This is a genomic window from Vibrio sp. HENC-03 (assembly GCF_000305755.2).
In the GTDB taxonomy this organism is placed as follows: Bacteria; Pseudomonadota; Gammaproteobacteria; order Enterobacterales; family Vibrionaceae; genus Vibrio; species Vibrio owensii.
The window spans coordinates 602,762-620,415 of record NZ_JH976122.1 but is presented as its reverse complement, the minus strand read 5'-3'; the positions used below and the strand labels follow the sequence as shown (position 1 = coordinate 620,415).

The window sequence follows — 17,654 nt, the reverse complement described above, 5'->3', positions numbered from 1 at the left end:
CGTGTTCGCGAGTTTCTGCTCAAGAGCCTTGTTGTAGATTCGCCAGTAAATACGAGAAGTACGAGAGCCAATTGAGTATTGCTCTTTGGTGTAATCAGGACGGCCATCGCGAAAACCCGCAATCGTATGGTCAACATGCAGAACCGGATTACGACCACGTTCAGCAGTTCGAAATGCATTGTCGTTCCAAGCAGTACGCGCATATTCACAATCAAAAATACCGTCGTAATCATCATAAGCGAGGTCAACACGCGCCAGAGTTTGAACGCCAAGCACGTTAGTGAGCCAATCATGCAGTGACCAAGGTTGACGACGAGCAAAGACATGTTTGCAACCCGTACCATTAATCTGAAAATGCACCGTGTCATTGTTGCCGCCAATCCCAACAAAGCCGCAGAAGTCTTCACCGTCTGGCGAAGTCAGTTTCATTGACTCGGTATAGAACTGGAAACCCAGACCGCGAGGTGCAGACAGTGACAACCCAAGCACTTGATTGGTGAAGATACGCAAGCAATCTTCCAAGTAGTTGCGGTAGCAGATATCAAAGGCGCTGTTGTACGCTTCAATCTCTTCAGCCGTCTTCGCAAGGGTCGGATTAAACTCAGGTGGAGCAGGGAACTTAGGTGCTTTACAGTTACGCTGTAACAGAGATTTAGGCGCTAAACCTTTGTATTCTTCATGTTTATGCAGACGTTGAACTGCGTTATGACAATGGCGTAAGTCCTTGACTGCAAATGTAAAACATAGGTAGTCAATATGAACCGATTGCTCATCAAACTTCTTAAGGATGTTAGTTGCAGTAGTCATCGAACACCCCTAAATCAACGCGTTCTTGGTAAGTCGTATTGGTGATGGACACCAACTCATAAGACACAAATTGAGACGAAGCCCAAGACTCAAGATGAGACATCGACTTAAGCAAATCCCATTCATCACAGCCTTTGACCAACACGGAAACCGTGTAATCAGGCAGCAAGTCGAAATAGATGATTTGAGCTTCGTTCATGGATTAAGCCTCTAAACTAGGCTTGGTGACGCTGTCACAGTTTTGATTGTTTTGGTTTTCAATCTGTGAGTTAACGGCGTGAATCAATCGACGAGTCATTTCACAATCAGCCAGTGCTCGGTGCGCAGTTAAGTCAGACACATCAACACTTTGTTGAGCGCAGGCGTTGGAAAGTGATTGCCACTTGTAATCTTCATGGTGTTCATTCCAAACACCGAAGAACTCGGCGTACCAAAGCATTGCACACTGAGGAATACAGAATTTGAAAAACAAATCGTGAACGGATTGGACGTAAGCAGCGTTACAGTGCTTATCCAAAGACTGGATGATTAAGCGCGTATCAAAATCTGAGTTGTAGATGATGATTGGACGACCGTTAAGAAGCGGAAGAAAATGATTTGAAAAGACTAAGTGAAAGTCGGGCGCGTCTTGAACGTCTTCATTGGTGATGCCATGAATAGCTGTCGCGTCAGCAGGAATAGAACAAGTTGGTTTAACAAGTTCGTTCACGATAACTTTGCCAGAATCAGCACAGATAGCAGTGAACTCAACAATTTCTGCGTCAGAGCCTAAGCCAGTAGTTTCTGTATCGATGATGATCGCATTTTCAGTAGACAGTTTTTTCATAGCAACACCTTGACTGTTTAGAGTGACCACCAAGGCCAGACGAGAGCGTCAAGGGCAAGCGCCCGAACCAAGGTAGTCATAAACTTTGAGTAACCAAATTTGGTTATTAGGCTAATCACCAATTTTGGTTAGTGCAAGTCACCAAAAATGGTGATTGATAAGCTAAACTGTGTGAAACGGAGGAAACTGCATGTACCAGAATCAACTATTAGATGCCTACAAAAAGGCTCAAAGTTACGTACAAGACAAACAAATTGCAGCGGATATGAATGTTCCGCCGCAACGAATCAGTGATTTTCGCAAAGGAAAGCGCTATATGACTGATACACAAGCAATTTTTCTAGCAGAACAATCAGGTTTAGATCCTGAAATTGCTTTGCTGGGTTGTCACGCTGATCGCAACGAGAACCCACAGATAAAAGCTGTATGGGAAGGCATAGCAAAAAAGTATAACGGGCTTGGATTAACAAGTATTTCAATGGCTTGTGCAGGATTTGCAGTAGCGTTTTCAAGCCCAGTGGGATCCTCAATTCAGTGCGCATTATATGTGTTATGTTAAATTTAATATCAACGTACGCCAATTCTTCTCTAGTTTGGTCCCTATCCCTCTCAGATTTTAAAATACAGCGCTTTTTGTAGGTGTCATTAAACATAATGGTGATTTACCATAAAATACTTAATATAGATCTTAATAATCTTACGATTGTTAAGATCTATATTAATGCGCTACGCGAGTTCTACTAGTGATTGGATTGCTTCATAGATATCTTGTCTTCGAACTGGCTTCGAAACAAAGCCGTCCATGCCGGCTTTCATACATGTGGTTTTGTCACTCTCAAGCGCATGTGCGGTCAAAGCAATGATTGGCGTGCTGATTCCTTTTTGTCTGATCAACCTTGTTGCAGTTATCCCATCCATTACTGGCATTGAGACGTCCATTAAAATGATATCGATACTTTGTCTTTGTTCTTCCAAAAACGTTAATGCTTCTGCACCATTACTGGCAATAAAAACGTTATGCCCAAGCTTGTTTAGGATAAGTTTAATCACCAGTTGGTTTGATTCTGTGTCTTCAACGACAAGAAGATTCATCGCTTTTGATGGATGATTTTGCTCTATCTTTACGGGCCTTTCTTGATTATTCCTGGTTAACACCGGAATCTTGATTTTGAAATGTGAGCCAACGTTCTCTTCACTTTTTACGCTGATTGTTCCGCGCATCATATCAACCAGATGTTTGGTTATAGCAAGCCCCAAACCAGTACCACCAAACCTGCGTGTTATTGAGCTGTCACCTTGATGAAAAGCCGTGAAAAGATGGCCAATCTTAGCTTTTGGAATTCCGATGCCGGTATCAGCAACAGAAATAATGAGCTCGCTATCTTTTTCAATCACAGAGATATCGATGCCACCAAAGTCAGTAAATTTGCTTGCGTTGCCAATCAAGTTAAAGAGAACTTGAGACAAGCGTGTTGAATCAATCCAATATTGCTTGTTTTTATCAAGGTTACAATCGAACTCAAAACTCAAATTCTTAGCTGTAGCCACTTGTTTTTGTTGAGAAATAATAAGGATTACGGCGTCACTTAAATCAGTCCACTGTTCATTCAAATGAAAGCTACCAGACTCTATTTTTGACAAGTCGAGAATATCGCTAATGATTGCCAGAAGCAGATCAGCTGAGCGCTCCATCTGATTAAGAACTTCTGATTGGTCTTCGGTTAAAGTCGATTGTCTCAATATGTCGAGCATGCCTAAAACCGAGTTTAATGGAGTTCGAATCTCATGGCTCATCATGGCCAGGAACTCGGACTTAGATTGGTTTGCTCTTTCCGCTTCTTCTCTTGCTTTTGCAAGTTGCGAGGTGCGGACTTCTACGATACGTTGTAACTTTTCTTTAGTTTCAATATCGATAACAGCCCTTTCAATCAAAGGTCTGAAACGTCGGAGCGTCTCTTTGTTTTCAATACTGAAATGCCCTTTTTGAGCGCCGACAAGTATGATGATCGTTTGCGTTACTTCAGACCTAATGCCAGTTAAAAGCATGGAGCTTACCTGACTTTTTATAAAGGAGTTTAGGCTCTCAAACTCCTTTAAACGCATAGGTTCGAACAACAAAATACACTCGCCGTTAAGCGCTCGCTCTGTCGCGTTACCTTGTAACCAATTTACCCTATCAAATACACTATTGGTTGATAAAAGAGTCTTGAAACTTTGGCGATTGCTGTCACGTGTGATTACGATAAAGTCATCAAAATCAATATACTTTTTCAGAACATTGTTCAGCCCTGAAAAAATCTCATGCCGGTTTCTGGCTTCACTCATTGCGGAAATTGCAGATAAGATTGCTTTGTTCTCGTCTGCTAGTAATTTCTCTCTTTGCCTCGCTTCTTTTAGCTCGACAAGTGCCTCTTGTAACGCTTCTTGTTGGTATATCTCTAAATATTTATCTTTCATAAGGTTTATGGAAAATTGCTGAAGATATCATCAAGTTTCCATGTCCATTTTCGCCACCTATAAATCTTCCTTGCTCACCAAAAGTAAACGGGCAAATAAAAGGTAGGTTCTCTAATTCCTGGTTAATTTGTTCACAAACACTATTAATATCCTGCTTTAAGTGCAGCATAGGACCCGCACAAAAGATATTGATCACCCCTATTTTTCGAGACTCTTCTAACTTTTGATTAAAAGCCGCGTTCACTACTCTCGCCGCTCTAGCTACGAGGTGCTGGCGACTTCCTTGCATTAGGGTTAACACTTCACCTTCTTCAATATTTGTGAAAAGCTCGATACCACCCTGCTCTGTTTCTCTTATTGGGTGAGACAGCTTGTAGTAAGGCCTCTCGTAAAGGTGCCCTGCAATGCGTCCCAGAGGGTAAGCACTAGAGTTTGTAAATAGAAAGCTTTCTTCATCGGATTGCGTTTCTTGATGATTGGTCCACTTACGGTAGACATCTAATGCGGGTTGGTTGTCTATTTCTAAAAGGCAGCGCCCTTTCGTTTTTGTTGCGATGCCAGTGATGCCTGTTGGTGAGTGCCCAGCGCTAAAAGCGATATCAACTGGTTGGGATGAATAGAATAGTGTCAGACTTACGCCGTTCTGCTCGTATCCTTGTGAAGTGATTACAGACCAATTCCCTTTAACATTATTGTCGGCTGACGAACCGCCAATAATGGGAACCAAAGTGCCAAAGCGTTCATCGATACATTCAATAATTGATTCTTCATTTCCTGGGGTTGCGTGAAGAAGGATCAGGTTCGGCACTTCACCTACTCGATTTGCATGAAGAAGCGCCATATTAAGTGCGTCATCAACGCTTGTTTCTATATTATCCCCATAGGTAGCAATGCCCGTCCCATATGCGTGCTGACCGGAATCATAAATAGCAAGTACGGCAATCACAGGCCCTTGATGGTAGCCGTGATTCGTCATGATCGCTTGGCACGAGCTAGCCCCGTGGACGGTTACCTCAGGAAAGAGTTCAACGAACGCGTTTTGGATTTTTCTGAAATCATACTCCTCTGTGTAATAACAGATGAGATGAGACAAGTTGTCCGGACTCAACTCAGAGCGAAATTTCTCTATTGCTAAACATTCATCAGTAATATGAGTAAATAATGATTGGCACTGCATACGGTTTTATTATTGTTTATCACTTTACTGTTATACCATTGCGAAAATTAAGCGCTAGGCAAGAAAGTATTAATTGCACAAAGAAGATACAATTATCTCGCGTCAGATCTGATTTATAAATGAACTCGGACAATATTTTCGTTTATTTTGAGATTAATTGCTTTTGTCTCAGAAATAGCGCTCCAATCAATCTCCCTATATTTATCATCTAAGTTAATAAAATTGCCAGATTGATTTAGATCAATTTTTACACTATCAGTTTCCGAGCTTTCAATCGAAAATCCTTCTGAAGCCTTGTTTATAGTGATTTTTGCTACCCCAATTGTTACATCACATCGCTGTTTTTGTGAACAATCCACCTCTCTATCTTGCTCATAAGTAAAGGTGCGCCAGAAAAAGGCACCGATTAAAAGACTGAGCATGATTAAGATTTGTGCAAGTCTTGCCTTTGTTAACTTTTGTGCAGCCATAATTCCTAATATCCTTGTTACAAACTTCAAACTTTTTAAATAAAAAATGATTTCCAGAGGCCTTGTAAGGTTACTACTCTGTCATTGAATTGTTAATTCAAGTATAGTGTCACGCTGAAAATGCCACTTTTTATTAAAGTCAGCAATGGAAATAAAGTGATGATAACACTTGAATTCTAGAGTTTACTTGGGTGGTGTTACGACGCAAGTCGTGTTGGAAGTAAAGTGTAGTTAATTAGAAATTGGAAGCATGCAAATGAGCCAAGTAAAGCAGCTTGAACAAAACTACAACTATACAGTCGTTCGCCAATTTACCCTTGTGACCATTTTATGGGGCATAGTTGGTATGGCTGTTGGTGTTTTGATTGCCGCTCAGTTAGTTTGGCCACAGCTAAACTTTGATACGCCGTGGTTGACGTACAGTCGTTTACGTCCATTGCATACTAATGCGGTAATTTTTGCGTTTGGTACCAGTGCCCTGTTCGCGACATCTTATTATGTTGTTCAGCGCACCTGTCAAACTCGTCTTTTTGGTGGCCCACTCGTTGCCTTCACCTTTTGGGGTTGGCAAGCAATCATCTTAGCCGCAGCAATCACCCTACCTCTAGGTTTAACCTCTGGTAAGGAATATGCTGAGCTAGAATGGCCAATCGATATCGCAATCGCGATTGTATGGGTGTCTTACGCGGTCGTGTTCTTCGGAACATTGGTCAAACGTAATACCTCTCACATCTACGTGGCTAACTGGTTCTTCGGTGCCTTTATCCTCACAGTAGCAGTACTTCACATCGTTAACAGCATGGCTATCCCTGTGTCACTTGGTAAATCTTACTCGATTTACTCTGGTGCAGTGGATGCGATGGTTCAATGGTGGTATGGACACAATGCGGTAGGTTTCCTACTGACCGCTGGTTTCCTAGGTATGATGTACTACTTTGTCCCTAAACAAGCTGAACGTCCTGTTTACTCTTACCGTTTATCTATCGTTCACTTTTGGGCACTGATCTCTCTATACATTTGGGCTGGCCCTCACCACCTGCATTACACAGCACTACCAGACTGGACTCAGTCTCTAGGTATGGTGATGTCTTTGGTTCTATTCGCTCCGTCTTGGGGTGGTATGATCAACGGTATTATGACGCTGTCTGGCGCATGGCATAAGCTTCGCTACGACCCTATCCTGCGTTTCCTAATTGTTTCATTGTCTTTCTACGGTATGTCTACTTTCGAAGGTCCAATGATGTCAATCAAGACTGTAAACGCGCTATCGCACTACACAGACTGGACCATTGGTCACGTTCACTCCGGTGCATTAGGTTGGGTTGCAATGGTTTCAATTGGTTCTGTATACCACCTTGTTCCACGTCTATTTGGTCAAGAGCGCATGTACTCGGTTAGCCTAATCAATGTTCACTTCTGGTTGGCGACTATTGGTACTGTTCTTTACATCGTAGCAATGTGGATCTCTGGTGTAATGCAAGGCCTAATGTGGCGCGCAGTTAACTCTGACGGCACACTAACTTACAGCTTTGTTGAATCTGTAGAAGCATCTTACCCGTTCTACTTCGTACGTTTCTTAGGTGGTTTCATCTTCCTATTCGGTATGTTCTTAATGGCATACAACACGTACAAGACGGTAACTGCACCTAAAGAAAGCCTAAAAGCTATCCCTCAACCGGCATAAGGAGATTAAAGAATGAGTAATAATTCGAATAATCGCCACGAAATCCTAGAACGTAATGTCGGTTTGTTGGCAATTTTCATCGTCTTTGCAATCAGTTGGGGTGCGCTTGTAGAAATCACTCCTCTGATTTTCCAGAAGCAAACGACGGAGCCTGTAGAAAACCTACGTGCTTATACTCCTCTAGAAATGGAAGGTCGTGACATCTACATCCGTGAAGGTTGTAACGTTTGTCACAGTCAGATGATTCGTCCTTTCCGCTCTGAAACAGAGCGCTACGGTCACTACTCTGTTGCTGGTGAAAGCGTTTGGGAACACCCATTCTTATGGGGTTCTAAGCGTACTGGTCCAGATTTGGCTCGTGTAGGCGGACGTTACTCTGACGAATGGCATCGTGTTCACCTTATTGATCCACGTGAGCTAGTACCTGAATCAAACATGCCTGGTTTCCCTTGGCTTGAAGAGAACGTACTAGACGGCAAACTAACGCAGAAGAAACTAGAAATCTTCCGCAACCAGTTTGGTGTTCCGTACACGGATGAACAAATCGCGAATGCGGCTAAAGAAGTAGAAGGTAAAACAGAGATGGATGCAATCATCGCTTACCTTCAGTCTCTTGGTCATGCAATGAAGTAAGGGGGTTACATGGATTTCGGTACAATTCATAGTATTTATACCGTTGTACTCTTCGCGAGTTTTATTGGCATCGTTTGGTGGGCATTTGGTAAGAAGCGTAAAGCACGCTTCGAGGAAGATGCTAACTTGGTGTTTGCCGACGAAGAGCAAAAAACGACCCCAAATAACCAAGGAGTGAAGAAGTAATGACTACATTCTGGAGTCTCTGGATTATCGTGATTACTGTCGGTACGCTGGTAGGCTGTGCGATTCTCCTTACTTGGTGCGCAAAAGATAAAATGGGCGTCGAGGAAGGGGAAGACATGGGCCACGAGTATGATGGTATTCGCGAGCTTAACAACCCTCTACCTAAATGGTGGACATACTTATTTGTGAGCACATTTGTGTTTGCAGCTGTATATCTGACCTTATTTCCAGGTCTAGGCAGCTTTAAAGGTGTCCTTAACTGGCAGAGTTCAGATCAAACCGTACGTACGTTGGAAGAATCAAAAGAAGCCATCGCACGAGCACAAGAGAACAAACAACTTAACCAATACGCTAAAGAGCTTGATGATGCTGATGCTTACTTCGGTGAAGCCTTCCGTGCACTTGCTCATAACGCAGATGGTCTACGCCCTATCCCTGAGATTGCGCAAGACCCTGAAGCGATTAAAGTTGGTCAGCGTTTGTTCCTACAGAACTGTTCGCAATGTCACGGTTCTGATGCTCGTGGTCAGACAGGTTTCCCTAACCTAACTGACGACGCATGGTTATATGGCGGTGAACCAGCGGCTATCGTGACTACTATCATGCAAGGCCGTATCGGTCAGATGCCAGCGTGGAAAGATGCACTTGGCGAACAAGGTGTTCAAGAAGTTGTAAGCTACACGCTAAGCCTGTCTGGTCGTAAGGTGAATGCACGCGAAGCAGAAGCTGGCAAAGCTCGCTTTGTCGTGTGTGCAGCTTGTCACGGCACTGACGGTAAAGGTAACCCTGCTGTGGGCGCACCTGACCTAACTGACCAAGACTGGTTATTCGGCGATTCACGCGCAGCAGTAACAGAAACAGTTATGAACGGTCGCTCTGGTGTGATGCCAGCTTGGAAGGACATTCTAGGCGAAGACAAAGTTCAACTTGTCGCGGCATACGTCTGGAGTTTAAGCAACTCTGACAATAAGTAACATTTCAATAACAGCCCCTTTCATAGGGGCTGTCTTTCCTTTAAATTTAAAGCCTTACATTTTTTCATTTAGCTGTTGAGAACTTTTTTATGGTAAAGCCTTGGTATAAACAATTTTGGCCGTGGTTCCTGATCATCCTGCCTTTAACTGTTGTGGTATGGACAATCGTTACAGTGGTCGTATTCGCCAACAACTCTGTTTCTTTGGTCGCCGAGGATTACTATAAAAAAGGCAAAGGTATCAACATCGACATCAGTAAAATGAATGTCGCTCGAGACCTTGGTCTTAACGCTACCGTTTCGTCAGATGACAACACAGTGGTTATCTCCTTCAACAAAGGAGAATTGCCACACTTCCCTGCACTAACCGCTACGTTCACGCACCGTACTCTACCAGATCGTGACTTTACTAAGCTTCTTACGGCTGATGCGACTGGTAATTATCGTTTAACGCCTGAAAGTTCCATTCAAGGCCCTTGGTTTGTAGAACTTGAACCACACAACAAAGAATGGATGATTCAAGGTCGAGTCGAGTTCCCAGCACAACCAACAACTTTGATGAAGTAAGTCTATGTGTAAATCCTGTTATCACTGTGGTGAAGATGTACCAGCCAACACGGATTTCAAAGTAGAAATATTGGGTGAAATTCGCGACATGTGTTGCCCGGGCTGTGAAACCGTGGCTCAAACGATTGTCGATAGTGGTCTTGTCTCCTATTACCAATATCGAACTGCGCCTGCAGAGAAGGCGGATCTTGTCCCTGAGCAACTCCAAGCCCTTATCCATTATGACAACGAGGAAGTTCAGTCAGAATTTGTTCGTAACCATGAGAACACTTCTGAAGTCACACTCTCATTGGAGGGCGTCTCATGCGCCGCTTGTGCTTGGTTGATTGAAAAACAAGTGTCGGGTGTCAAAGGTCTGGTTTCCATTCGCGTAAACACTACGACCAACCGTGCTTTACTCGCTTGGGATAAAACTCAAGTTCGACTTAGTGAGTTGCTCTCAGTTATTCATAAACTCGGTTACAAAGCCGCCCCTTTTGAAGCCGATAAGCAAGAAGCAGCTTACCACCATACGATGAAGCAGTACCTATATCGTTTGGGTATCGCAGGTCTTGCAACCATGCAAGTAATGATGCTTGCAGTAGCATTGTATTTGGAAGTCTTTGGCGATCTAGAGCCTGAGTTTAAAAACTACTTCCGCTGGGTGAGCTTAATTTTTGCCACCCCTGTGCTCCTATATTCTGCGCTCCCTTTCTATCTCAATGCATGGCGAAGCATTAGGGGTCGAACGCTTGGTATGGATGTTCCGGTATCTATAGCATTGATCTTCGCTTATGTGGCGAGCTTAGTTGCAACAGTGACTGAACAAGGCGAAGTTTTCTTTGAATCTATCTCGATGTTTACCTTCTTCTTGTTGGTTGGCCGATTCTTAGAAATGCGTGCTCGTCGTAAAGCAGCGGCAGCGAGTGGTAACCTTCTTAAACTCATCCCTGCGATTGCCACTACGTTAGATGGTGAACAAATCCCAGTGAAAACGTTGAAGATTGGCGATCGTATCCGTGTTCTTCCTGGCGAACATATTCCTGCCGATGGCAAAGTGATTTCTGGTCGCATCCATATCGACGAGTCCATGCTTACCGGTGAGTCTGTTCACGTGGTTAAGAAAGCCGGAGATGCGGTTTATGCTGGCACACTAAATGGTGAGGAGTCGTTTGAGTTAGAAGTGACGAACTCAAAAGCAGACTCGATGATTTCTAACATTGTTCGTCTTCAAGATGAAGCCCAGCACTCCAAGCCTAAAATTGCTGAAATCGCTGACGTCGTGGCGCGTTACTTCGTAGGCGCAATTTTGATCATTTCCGCAGGCACTTGGTTCTACTGGCATCAGACTAAACCTGATGATGCGTTCTGGATTATGCTGTCTGTCTTGGTAGCCACTTGTCCATGTGCCCTATCCTTGGCAACTCCAACCGCGCTAACTTGTGCTACTTCTCGTATGGGTAACTTTGGTATTTTGCTGCGTAAAGGACATGTATTCGAAACGCTATGTAAGATTAATCATCTTGTCGTGGATAAGACAGGCACCCTGACCAAAGGCGACATAGAAATTAGTCAAACCCAGACCTTCGCTGGCTTCAATGAAACTGAAGCACTTGCGATTGCATCGGCACTTGAAGCACACGCAAACCACCCTATTGCTCGCGCATTCTCTGGGTTTGGTCAAGAAGACGTTACCGTAAGCGATGTTCAAAACATCATTGGTTCTGGTATTCAAGGTGTATGGAACAACAAGATGGTAAAAATTGGTAGTGCCACCTTCGTAGTTGGTGAAAACCGAGATGAGAGTAACGCTGTGTATCTTTCTGTAGCCGAAGAGCACGTTGCGACCTTCTATTACCGCGACCCTATTCGTAAAGAGAGTAAAGCATTCATTCAACGCTTTGCAGACGCCGGTATCAAAACAACCTTGTTGACAGGCGATTCACTGCAAAATGCACAGCCTGTTGCGAATGAAATGGGTATTGACCATGTGATCGCATCGGCAAAACCAGAAGACAAACTCGCGTACCTTAAAGGGCTAGATCAAAACGACATCACCATGATGGTTGGTGATGGTATCAATGATGCACCAACTCTAGCAGGAGCTCACCTATCCGTTGCGATGGGTGGTGGTACCGATGTAGCTAAAGCCTCCGCAGATATGACGCTTCTTGGTGACAATTTAGAGAAGCTTTTAGAGGCTAGATTGCTTGCAATACGTACAAGAAAGATAATCCGAGAAAACTTGGCTTGGTCTTTGGGCTACAACCTGCTAATTTTGCCACTGGCAGTTGCAGGCTTGGTCGCTCCGTACGTTGCTGTAGTGGGTATGTCAGCAAGCTCTATTATTGTTGTATCTAATTCGTTGCGACTGCTTAAAGAGAAGTAAGTGAGAGATCAAACATGGAAAGTCTTTACATATTAATCCCTATCGCCATTGTATTGGTCTGTGTCGCCGTTGCCATCTTCCTTTGGGCCGTTCGTAGTGATCAGTTCGAAGACCTAGAGCGACAAGGTCACAACATTCTTCTTGATGAAGACGAAAAACCAAATAACAAAAAACAATAGCGTTACTCTATGAGTCCAGATTTTATTGGCGCGTTCATGATCGGTCTCGTTGGGGCCGGTCATTGTATGGGAATGTGTGGCGGTATCGCCTCGTTACTCTCCATGGGTGCGCCGAACAACAAACCATCTTCTTCTATTCCTCTTTTCTATAACTTTGGCAGGCTTTCCAGCTACGCTTTGATTGGCGCTATTGTTGGTGGTGCCATATCAGGCCTTTCAGAATTGAGCGGTTTAACCCAATCTCTCGCTTGGTTTCGATTTGTCGCTGCAGTTTTCATGATCTTAGTTGCGCTCTACATTGCCAAATGGTGGCAAGGACTGCTTGTTGTTGAAAAAGCAGGTCAGTATATCTGGAAGTTTATCTCCCCTGCAGGCAAGCGCCTGTTGCCGCTAAAACATCCGACGCACGCATTCCCATTTGGTTTCATTTGGGGATGGCTACCATGTGGCTTAGTCTACTCAGCACTCACGTGGTCTGCTGTTTCAGGGAGCGCATTGAACGGTGGATTAATCATGTTGGCATTTGGCTTGGGTACTCTTCCCTCAATGCTCGCGATCGGATACGGCGCCACTCATTTTCAGAAACTGCAAAAGTCGTTAATATTTAGAAACATCTCAGCATTAATCCTCATAAGTTATGGCGTGTATACTGCCGCCGGAGCTATGCGAATGCTTGGTTTCATATAATATGAAAGTCGTTTTCGATAATTTTTTTGCTACCCTTTAGAAGTAAGCAGTGATAAAATATTGATGTATATCAAATAGTGAAAGGTTGTTATGATTTCTGAAAAACCTGCAACAAAGCGTATCCAATCAGGCGGTTGCGCGATTCATTGCCAAGATTGTAGCATTAGCCAACTGTGTATTCCGTTTACTCTTAACGAGTCTGAATTGGATCAGTTGGATCAAATCATCGAGCGTAAAAAGCCAATCCAAAAAGGCCAAGAGCTTTTTAAAGCAGGTGATGAGCTAAAATCTCTGTACGCTATCCGCTCTGGTACTATCAAGAGCTACACCATTACAGAACAAGGCGATGAGCAAATCACTGCGTTTCACTTAGCAGGTGACCTTGTAGGTTTTGACGCAATCACAGGCGATCTACACCCTAGCTTTGCTCAAGCACTTGAAACATCAATGGTGTGTGAGATTCCTTACGAAATCCTTGATGACCTATCAGGAAAAATGCCTAAACTTCGCCAACAGATCATGCGTCTGATGAGTAACGAAATTAAAGGCGACCAAGAGATGATCCTTCTGCTTTCTAAAAAGAATGCTGAAGAGCGTCTTGCGGCTTTCCTATACAACCTATCGACACGTTTCTCTCAACGTGGCTTTAGCCCAAGAGAATTCCGTCTAACCATGACTCGTGGTGACATCGGTAACTACCTTGGTTTGACGGTTGAGACCATCAGTCGCCTACTTGGCCGCTTCCAGAAATCTGAGATTCTGAGCGTAAAAGGTAAGTACATCACTATCTTAGACCATGATGCATTGATGGAACTTGCAGGCGTTAGCAAAGACTAATTTGCCCTATCAATTGATGTAGCTCGAAAATGAGCTACATCATATTTCTTCTAAAATCCCTTCGAAAGTCCTCAAATTCTTCCTCAAACTGAGCTACAGTAAAAATGTACCTTGTGTACTCCAATATACTGATTTACCTTATATTCGGTATTTGGTTTTACAATAATAAGTGGGCTTAGATATGAGTATATACAGTAAGATCCTTGTTGTTGCTGACATCAATAATGATGAGCAGCCAGCACTTGCAAGAGCAGTTCAACTCGCTCGAAAAAGTGTATCCAGAAGCCGAATCACTTTCTTTCTGTCAATCTACGATTTTTCGTATGACATGACCTCAATGCTGTCGGTCGATGAAAGAGATGCTATGCGTCGCGGTGTTATCCACCAACGTGAACAATGGATGCGTAAGATAGCCCAACCGTATTTAGACGATAGCTTCGACTTTGATGTTTGTGTTGTTTGGCATAATCGCCCTTATGAAGCGATCATTGCTGAAGTCTTTGCTGGCGGTCACGACATCGTTATTAAGGGAACGCGTAAACACGATGTTCTAGAATCCGTCATTTTCACTCCTACAGATTGGCATTTGTTGCGTAAGTGCCCTATCCCTGTGCTTCTAATTAAGAACTCCGATTGGCCAGAGCACGCGAAGATTCTCGCGTCTGTTCATGTTGGCTCGGAAAACCCAACGCACATTGATTTGAACGACTCAATGGTCGAGCGCCTTAAAGAAATCACCAATCGTCTCGATGCTGAACCGTATCTCGTTAATGCCTATCCGGTTACTCCGGCGAATATTACGATTGAATTGCCCGAGTTTGACCCAACAACGTACACAGATGCAGTTCGCGGGCATCACCTAACCGCAATGAAAGCACTTCGCCAAAAACACGGTTTGGATGAAGAGCAAACAATCGTTGAACAAGGTCTACCAGAAGACATTATCCCTGCAACTGCAGAAAAGCTAAATGCAGCAATGGTTATTCTTGGCACAACTGGTCGTACGGGGCTTTCTGCGGTGTTTATTGGTAACACAGCGGAGCATGTGATTGATAAAATCAATTGCGACGTACTGGCATTAAAACCAAACGGTTACATCAGTCCGCTCGATCCGAATACAGCGACATAACAGCGCTCGTTTTTGAAATAATATAGAAATGAAAATCCCCCAATTGTTGGGGGATTTTTTTATTCTGTTCACGGCCCTAAGCACGCAAATTAAAAAGGAGGCTAACTTAGCCTCCTCTTTTCGAATTAGATGTTGGTTACATCGATAAACATTGATTCGTCGATGTTTGTCGAAGAAACTACAGCTTCACTGAATTCGTATTCTTCGCGATTTCCTTCACGGTCCAGTGGAAGGTTTTCAAAGTCGAACAATTCACGGTCTGCAAGCTGGCTTGGGCTAACGTTCTGGATTGACTTGAAGATAGCTTCTACGCGACCAGGTGTTTTCTTGTCCCAATCGATAAGCATTGCTTTAATCGATTGACGTTGAAGGTTCTCTTGAGAGCCACACAGGTTACAAGGAATGATTGGGAACTCTTTGTGCTCTGCGTATTTGATCAGGTCTTTCTCACGACAGTAAGTAAGAGGACGAATAACAACGTTACGGCCATCGTCTGAACGAAGCTTTGGTGGCATCGCTTTAAGGCGTGAACCATGGAACATGTTCAAGAACATAGTCTCAACAATGTCATCCATGTGGTGACCAAGTGCTAGTTTGGTCGCACCGATCTTCTCAGCGAAAGAGTAAAGCGTACCACGGCGAAGACGCGAACACAGGCCGCAAGTCGTTTTGCCTTCTGGCACTTTTTCTTTAACCACTGAGTAAGTGTCCTTGTCTACGATGTAGTAAGGAATGTTCAGTGTTTCAAAGTAATCTGGAAGAATGTGCTCAGGGAAACCAGGCTGTTTCTGGTCAAGGTTAACCGCAACCACTTCAAACTTGATTGGTGCTGCCTTTTGTAGATTCAACAGGATATCAAGCATCGCAAATGAATCTTTACCACCACTAATACATGCCATCACAACATCGCCTTCTTCGATCATGTTGTAATCAGTAATGGCATTTCCAACATTTCTTCTTAGGCGCTTCTGAAGTTTGTTGAATTCTAGGGTTTCTTTTCTTGTATCTACTTGGTTCATTGCGGGCTCTCACATCGCCGATAAATCGACTAGGGCTTCCTAACATGGGTTTCTATGGGGCGTGGATTATACGAGCTTTTTACGCAGGATTAAATGTTTGTGTGACCGAGTCGTCAATAAATGCACTCTAAAACAGCGCGATGGGCGATAAAAATAAAAAAGAGCCGCAATTGCAGCTCTTCAAAAATCAAATCACGATTACTTTTTCGCGTTTGGCAGATAAGGTAGGACACGAGTCGTTGGCTGAGGCAAAATCATATGACCTCCTACGCCAATGTCACTCAAAGCCACCTGAACTTTACCATTCACAATGGCTTTTTCTGTGCCATCGGAGAATGTGATAGTGTCATTCAAGTTATCCGCAAATTCCATAGTCACACCTTGTACCTCTGGAGTGAACCAACCTGCAAACATACCGCCTAGATCTTCAAGTAACGCCTGCATTTGTGGCATCAATGGCGTAAGTTGTTCGTAAGATACGTTACCCTGTAATGGCTCTTTAGTCATCACAACTAAAGAGTAATCACATCGTGTGTCTTTCGGCGTTTGTACGAAGACAAGTGGGTTCGCAGACTTCAAGTTCTTGTCGATCGGAATAGGAAGTTCTTTAGAAGCCGGAATCACAAACTCTTCGTAATGCTCTTCTTTTTCCATCCATGCTTTTTCTATCTCACACAGTTGCTTAGTATCTGCATCGACAAAAAAGACACCGACTTTAACGTCGTCATGACCTTCTTTGGCATTGTTCTTCAATTGTGTGTAGAGCTTAGAATACGTAAACATGTATTCTTGCGCGTGAGTTGCAGGCGATGCTAAGACCAGTACCGCACTGCCTAGTAAACTTAGGCTTAACTTCTTCATCCGATCCGTTATTTCTTCTATTGTGTCCAGTAAGCGTTATTGTGACGAATCATCGCACGTAAGTCATTAACGTAAGCGATGCCACGTTCGGAATACGCGAGCAAACCATGAGTTAGCTCCGATGCCGTCGCCACAGATAACAAATCCTTGTGTTTCCCTGCTAAATTAGCGCGAATGTCGCGTAAATCAGCATAAGCACGGTTGCGATTTACATTCATAAAGTAGCCGTGCACCGACTCTTGTACTGTGTCGAATTTTTCTACTTCATGCGTTTTTCCTGCCCCACGATGTGCCGGGACAATTCCGCAGCCCTTCTTATAACACCATTGACCAAACAAGTTGTTTGCTTGAGTGGCAAAACGAGAGGTTCCCCACGCAGATTCATTGGCGGCTTGGGTTAAAACCAGCGCCTCTGGTAACACGTTGACACGCTTGAACATTTCATCTAGCCAAGCTTGTGTCACTGTACCTTCTTGCAATGGGTAAGAGTAAAGCGAAGCCAAACGTTCAGCGTAAGAGGTTTGCTCAGCGCTCACCTCGCCGATTTTTAAAGACGTTAGGAATGCACGTTCTTTCTCGATTCGTTGATTTTCTAGCGCTATTTTCGGTCGAAGGAAGTCGAAGAACGCTGTCTTCTTATCTTTCGTGTTCTTAATCGAGTTGAAATCAGGAATGTCACCAATATAAGGGAGGTTAGACAAGTCTGGGTGTGTTACCGGGCCGTGCACTACCTGCGGGTCAATCGCATTGCGATATTCGCGGTCGTAGTGCAAATATGGTCCTACAGAAACAAA

20 protein-coding genes are annotated in these 17,654 nt (G+C 43.8%); 11 read left to right on the top strand and 9 right to left on the bottom strand.

Annotation, left to right across the window (positions count from 1 at the left end):
- The 3 genes from VCHENC03_RS12545 to VCHENC03_RS12555 form a co-directional block, all read right to left on the bottom strand.
- A partial coding sequence (locus VCHENC03_RS12545; RefSeq protein ID WP_009706114.1) for a replication initiation factor domain-containing protein occupies window positions 1-807 on the bottom strand: 807 nt, incomplete at its 3' end.
- Window positions 791-1,006 carry a hypothetical protein gene (locus VCHENC03_RS12550; protein ID WP_005427128.1) on the bottom strand — a complete coding sequence of 72 codons (216 nt, stop codon included), beginning with the start codon at window positions 1,004-1,006 and terminating at the stop codon, window positions 791-793. The genes VCHENC03_RS12550 and VCHENC03_RS12545, both read right to left, overlap by 17 nt.
- Before the next feature lie 3 nt (window positions 1,007-1,009).
- Window positions 1,010-1,633, bottom strand: coding sequence for a 3'-5' exonuclease (locus VCHENC03_RS12555; RefSeq protein WP_009706113.1), 624 nt, complete (start codon window positions 1,631-1,633; stop codon window positions 1,010-1,012).
- Window positions 1,634-1,823: 190 nt separating this feature from the next.
- On the opposite strand from VCHENC03_RS12555, the gene VCHENC03_RS12560 reads away from it, so the two are divergent.
- Complete coding sequence (locus VCHENC03_RS12560) at window positions 1,824-2,192, top strand: DUF3693 domain-containing protein (RefSeq protein WP_009706112.1); 369 nt, start codon at window positions 1,824-1,826, stop codon at window positions 2,190-2,192.
- 167 nt (window positions 2,193-2,359) lie between these two features.
- Here the strand turns inward: VCHENC03_RS12560 and VCHENC03_RS12565 are convergent, their stop codons facing one another.
- From VCHENC03_RS12565 to VCHENC03_RS0125875, 3 genes are all read right to left on the bottom strand, one after another.
- A complete protein-coding gene (locus VCHENC03_RS12565; RefSeq protein WP_009706111.1) occupies window positions 2,360-4,090 on the bottom strand; it encodes a response regulator in 1,731 nt (576 codons plus the stop codon).
- Entirely contained in the window at window positions 4,080-5,267 is a 1,188-nt protein-coding gene (locus VCHENC03_RS12570; RefSeq protein WP_009706110.1) for an FIST signal transduction protein, read from the bottom strand. Before VCHENC03_RS12570 ends, VCHENC03_RS12565 begins: the two co-directional genes overlap by 11 nt.
- 113 nt (window positions 5,268-5,380) lie before the next feature.
- Window positions 5,381-5,737: a hypothetical protein gene (locus tag VCHENC03_RS0125875; RefSeq protein ID WP_032802727.1), complete on the bottom strand. Its 357-nt coding sequence runs from the start codon at window positions 5,735-5,737 to the stop codon at window positions 5,381-5,383.
- A 256-nt stretch (window positions 5,738-5,993) separates the two neighbouring features.
- Between VCHENC03_RS0125875 and ccoN the strand changes: the two genes are divergently transcribed.
- The 10 genes from ccoN (at window position 5,994) to uspE (ending at window position 14,980) form a co-directional block, all read left to right on the top strand.
- The gene (gene ccoN / locus VCHENC03_RS12575; protein WP_009706109.1) at window positions 5,994-7,421 is read left to right on the top strand and encodes a cytochrome-c oxidase, cbb3-type subunit I; all 1,428 of its coding nucleotides are present in this window, start codon (window positions 5,994-5,996) and stop codon (window positions 7,419-7,421) included.
- 12 nt (window positions 7,422-7,433) lie between these two features.
- Window positions 7,434-8,054 (top strand): cytochrome-c oxidase, cbb3-type subunit II, encoded by a 621-nt coding sequence (ccoO, locus tag VCHENC03_RS12580; RefSeq protein WP_005441610.1) that lies wholly within the window; start codon window positions 7,434-7,436, stop codon window positions 8,052-8,054.
- A gap of 9 nt (window positions 8,055-8,063) precedes the next feature.
- A complete protein-coding gene (locus tag VCHENC03_RS12585; RefSeq protein ID WP_009706108.1) occupies window positions 8,064-8,240 on the top strand; it encodes a cbb3-type cytochrome oxidase subunit 3 in 177 nt (58 codons plus the stop codon).
- Entirely contained in the window at window positions 8,240-9,214 is a 975-nt protein-coding gene (gene ccoP / locus VCHENC03_RS12590) for a cytochrome-c oxidase, cbb3-type subunit III (protein WP_005441609.1), read from the top strand. Before VCHENC03_RS12585 ends, ccoP begins: the two co-directional genes overlap by 1 nt.
- Window positions 9,215-9,303: 89 nt before the next feature.
- Entirely contained in the window at window positions 9,304-9,780 is a 477-nt protein-coding gene (locus VCHENC03_RS12595) for a FixH family protein (protein WP_009706107.1), read from the top strand.
- 4 nt (window positions 9,781-9,784) lie between these two features.
- Window positions 9,785-12,148, top strand: coding sequence for a heavy metal translocating P-type ATPase (locus VCHENC03_RS12600; RefSeq protein WP_009706106.1), 2,364 nt, complete (start codon window positions 9,785-9,787; stop codon window positions 12,146-12,148).
- Window positions 12,149-12,162: 14 nt separating this feature from the next.
- Window positions 12,163-12,327: a cbb3-type cytochrome oxidase assembly protein CcoS gene (ccoS, locus tag VCHENC03_RS12605; protein ID WP_005429857.1), complete on the top strand. Its 165-nt coding sequence runs from the start codon at window positions 12,163-12,165 to the stop codon at window positions 12,325-12,327.
- Window positions 12,328-12,336: 9 nt separating this feature from the next.
- Entirely contained in the window at window positions 12,337-13,014 is a 678-nt protein-coding gene (locus tag VCHENC03_RS12610) for a sulfite exporter TauE/SafE family protein (protein WP_032802726.1), read from the top strand.
- Window positions 13,015-13,104: 90 nt separating this feature from the next.
- Window positions 13,105-13,851 (top strand): FNR family transcription factor, encoded by a 747-nt coding sequence (locus tag VCHENC03_RS12615; protein ID WP_005429849.1) that lies wholly within the window; start codon window positions 13,105-13,107, stop codon window positions 13,849-13,851.
- Window positions 13,852-14,032: 181 nt separating this feature from the next.
- Window positions 14,033-14,980 (top strand): universal stress protein UspE, encoded by a 948-nt coding sequence (uspE, locus tag VCHENC03_RS12620; protein ID WP_005441604.1) that lies wholly within the window; start codon window positions 14,033-14,035, stop codon window positions 14,978-14,980.
- A 125-nt stretch (window positions 14,981-15,105) separates the two neighbouring features.
- Here the strand turns inward: uspE and ttcA are convergent, their stop codons facing one another.
- The 3 genes from ttcA to VCHENC03_RS12635 all read right to left on the bottom strand — a co-directional run.
- Window positions 15,106-15,999, bottom strand: a complete 894-nt coding sequence (gene ttcA, locus VCHENC03_RS12625; RefSeq protein WP_005441601.1) for a tRNA 2-thiocytidine(32) synthetase TtcA — start codon at window positions 15,997-15,999, stop codon at window positions 15,106-15,108.
- Window positions 16,000-16,197: 198 nt separating this feature from the next.
- The gene (locus VCHENC03_RS12630; protein WP_009706103.1) at window positions 16,198-16,860 is read right to left on the bottom strand and encodes a DUF2987 domain-containing protein; all 663 of its coding nucleotides are present in this window, start codon (window positions 16,858-16,860) and stop codon (window positions 16,198-16,200) included.
- A 17-nt stretch (window positions 16,861-16,877) separates the two neighbouring features.
- Window positions 16,878-17,654, bottom strand: a 777-nt coding sequence (locus tag VCHENC03_RS12635; RefSeq protein ID WP_232310332.1) for a glucosaminidase domain-containing protein, incomplete at its 5' end; no start/stop codon positions are given.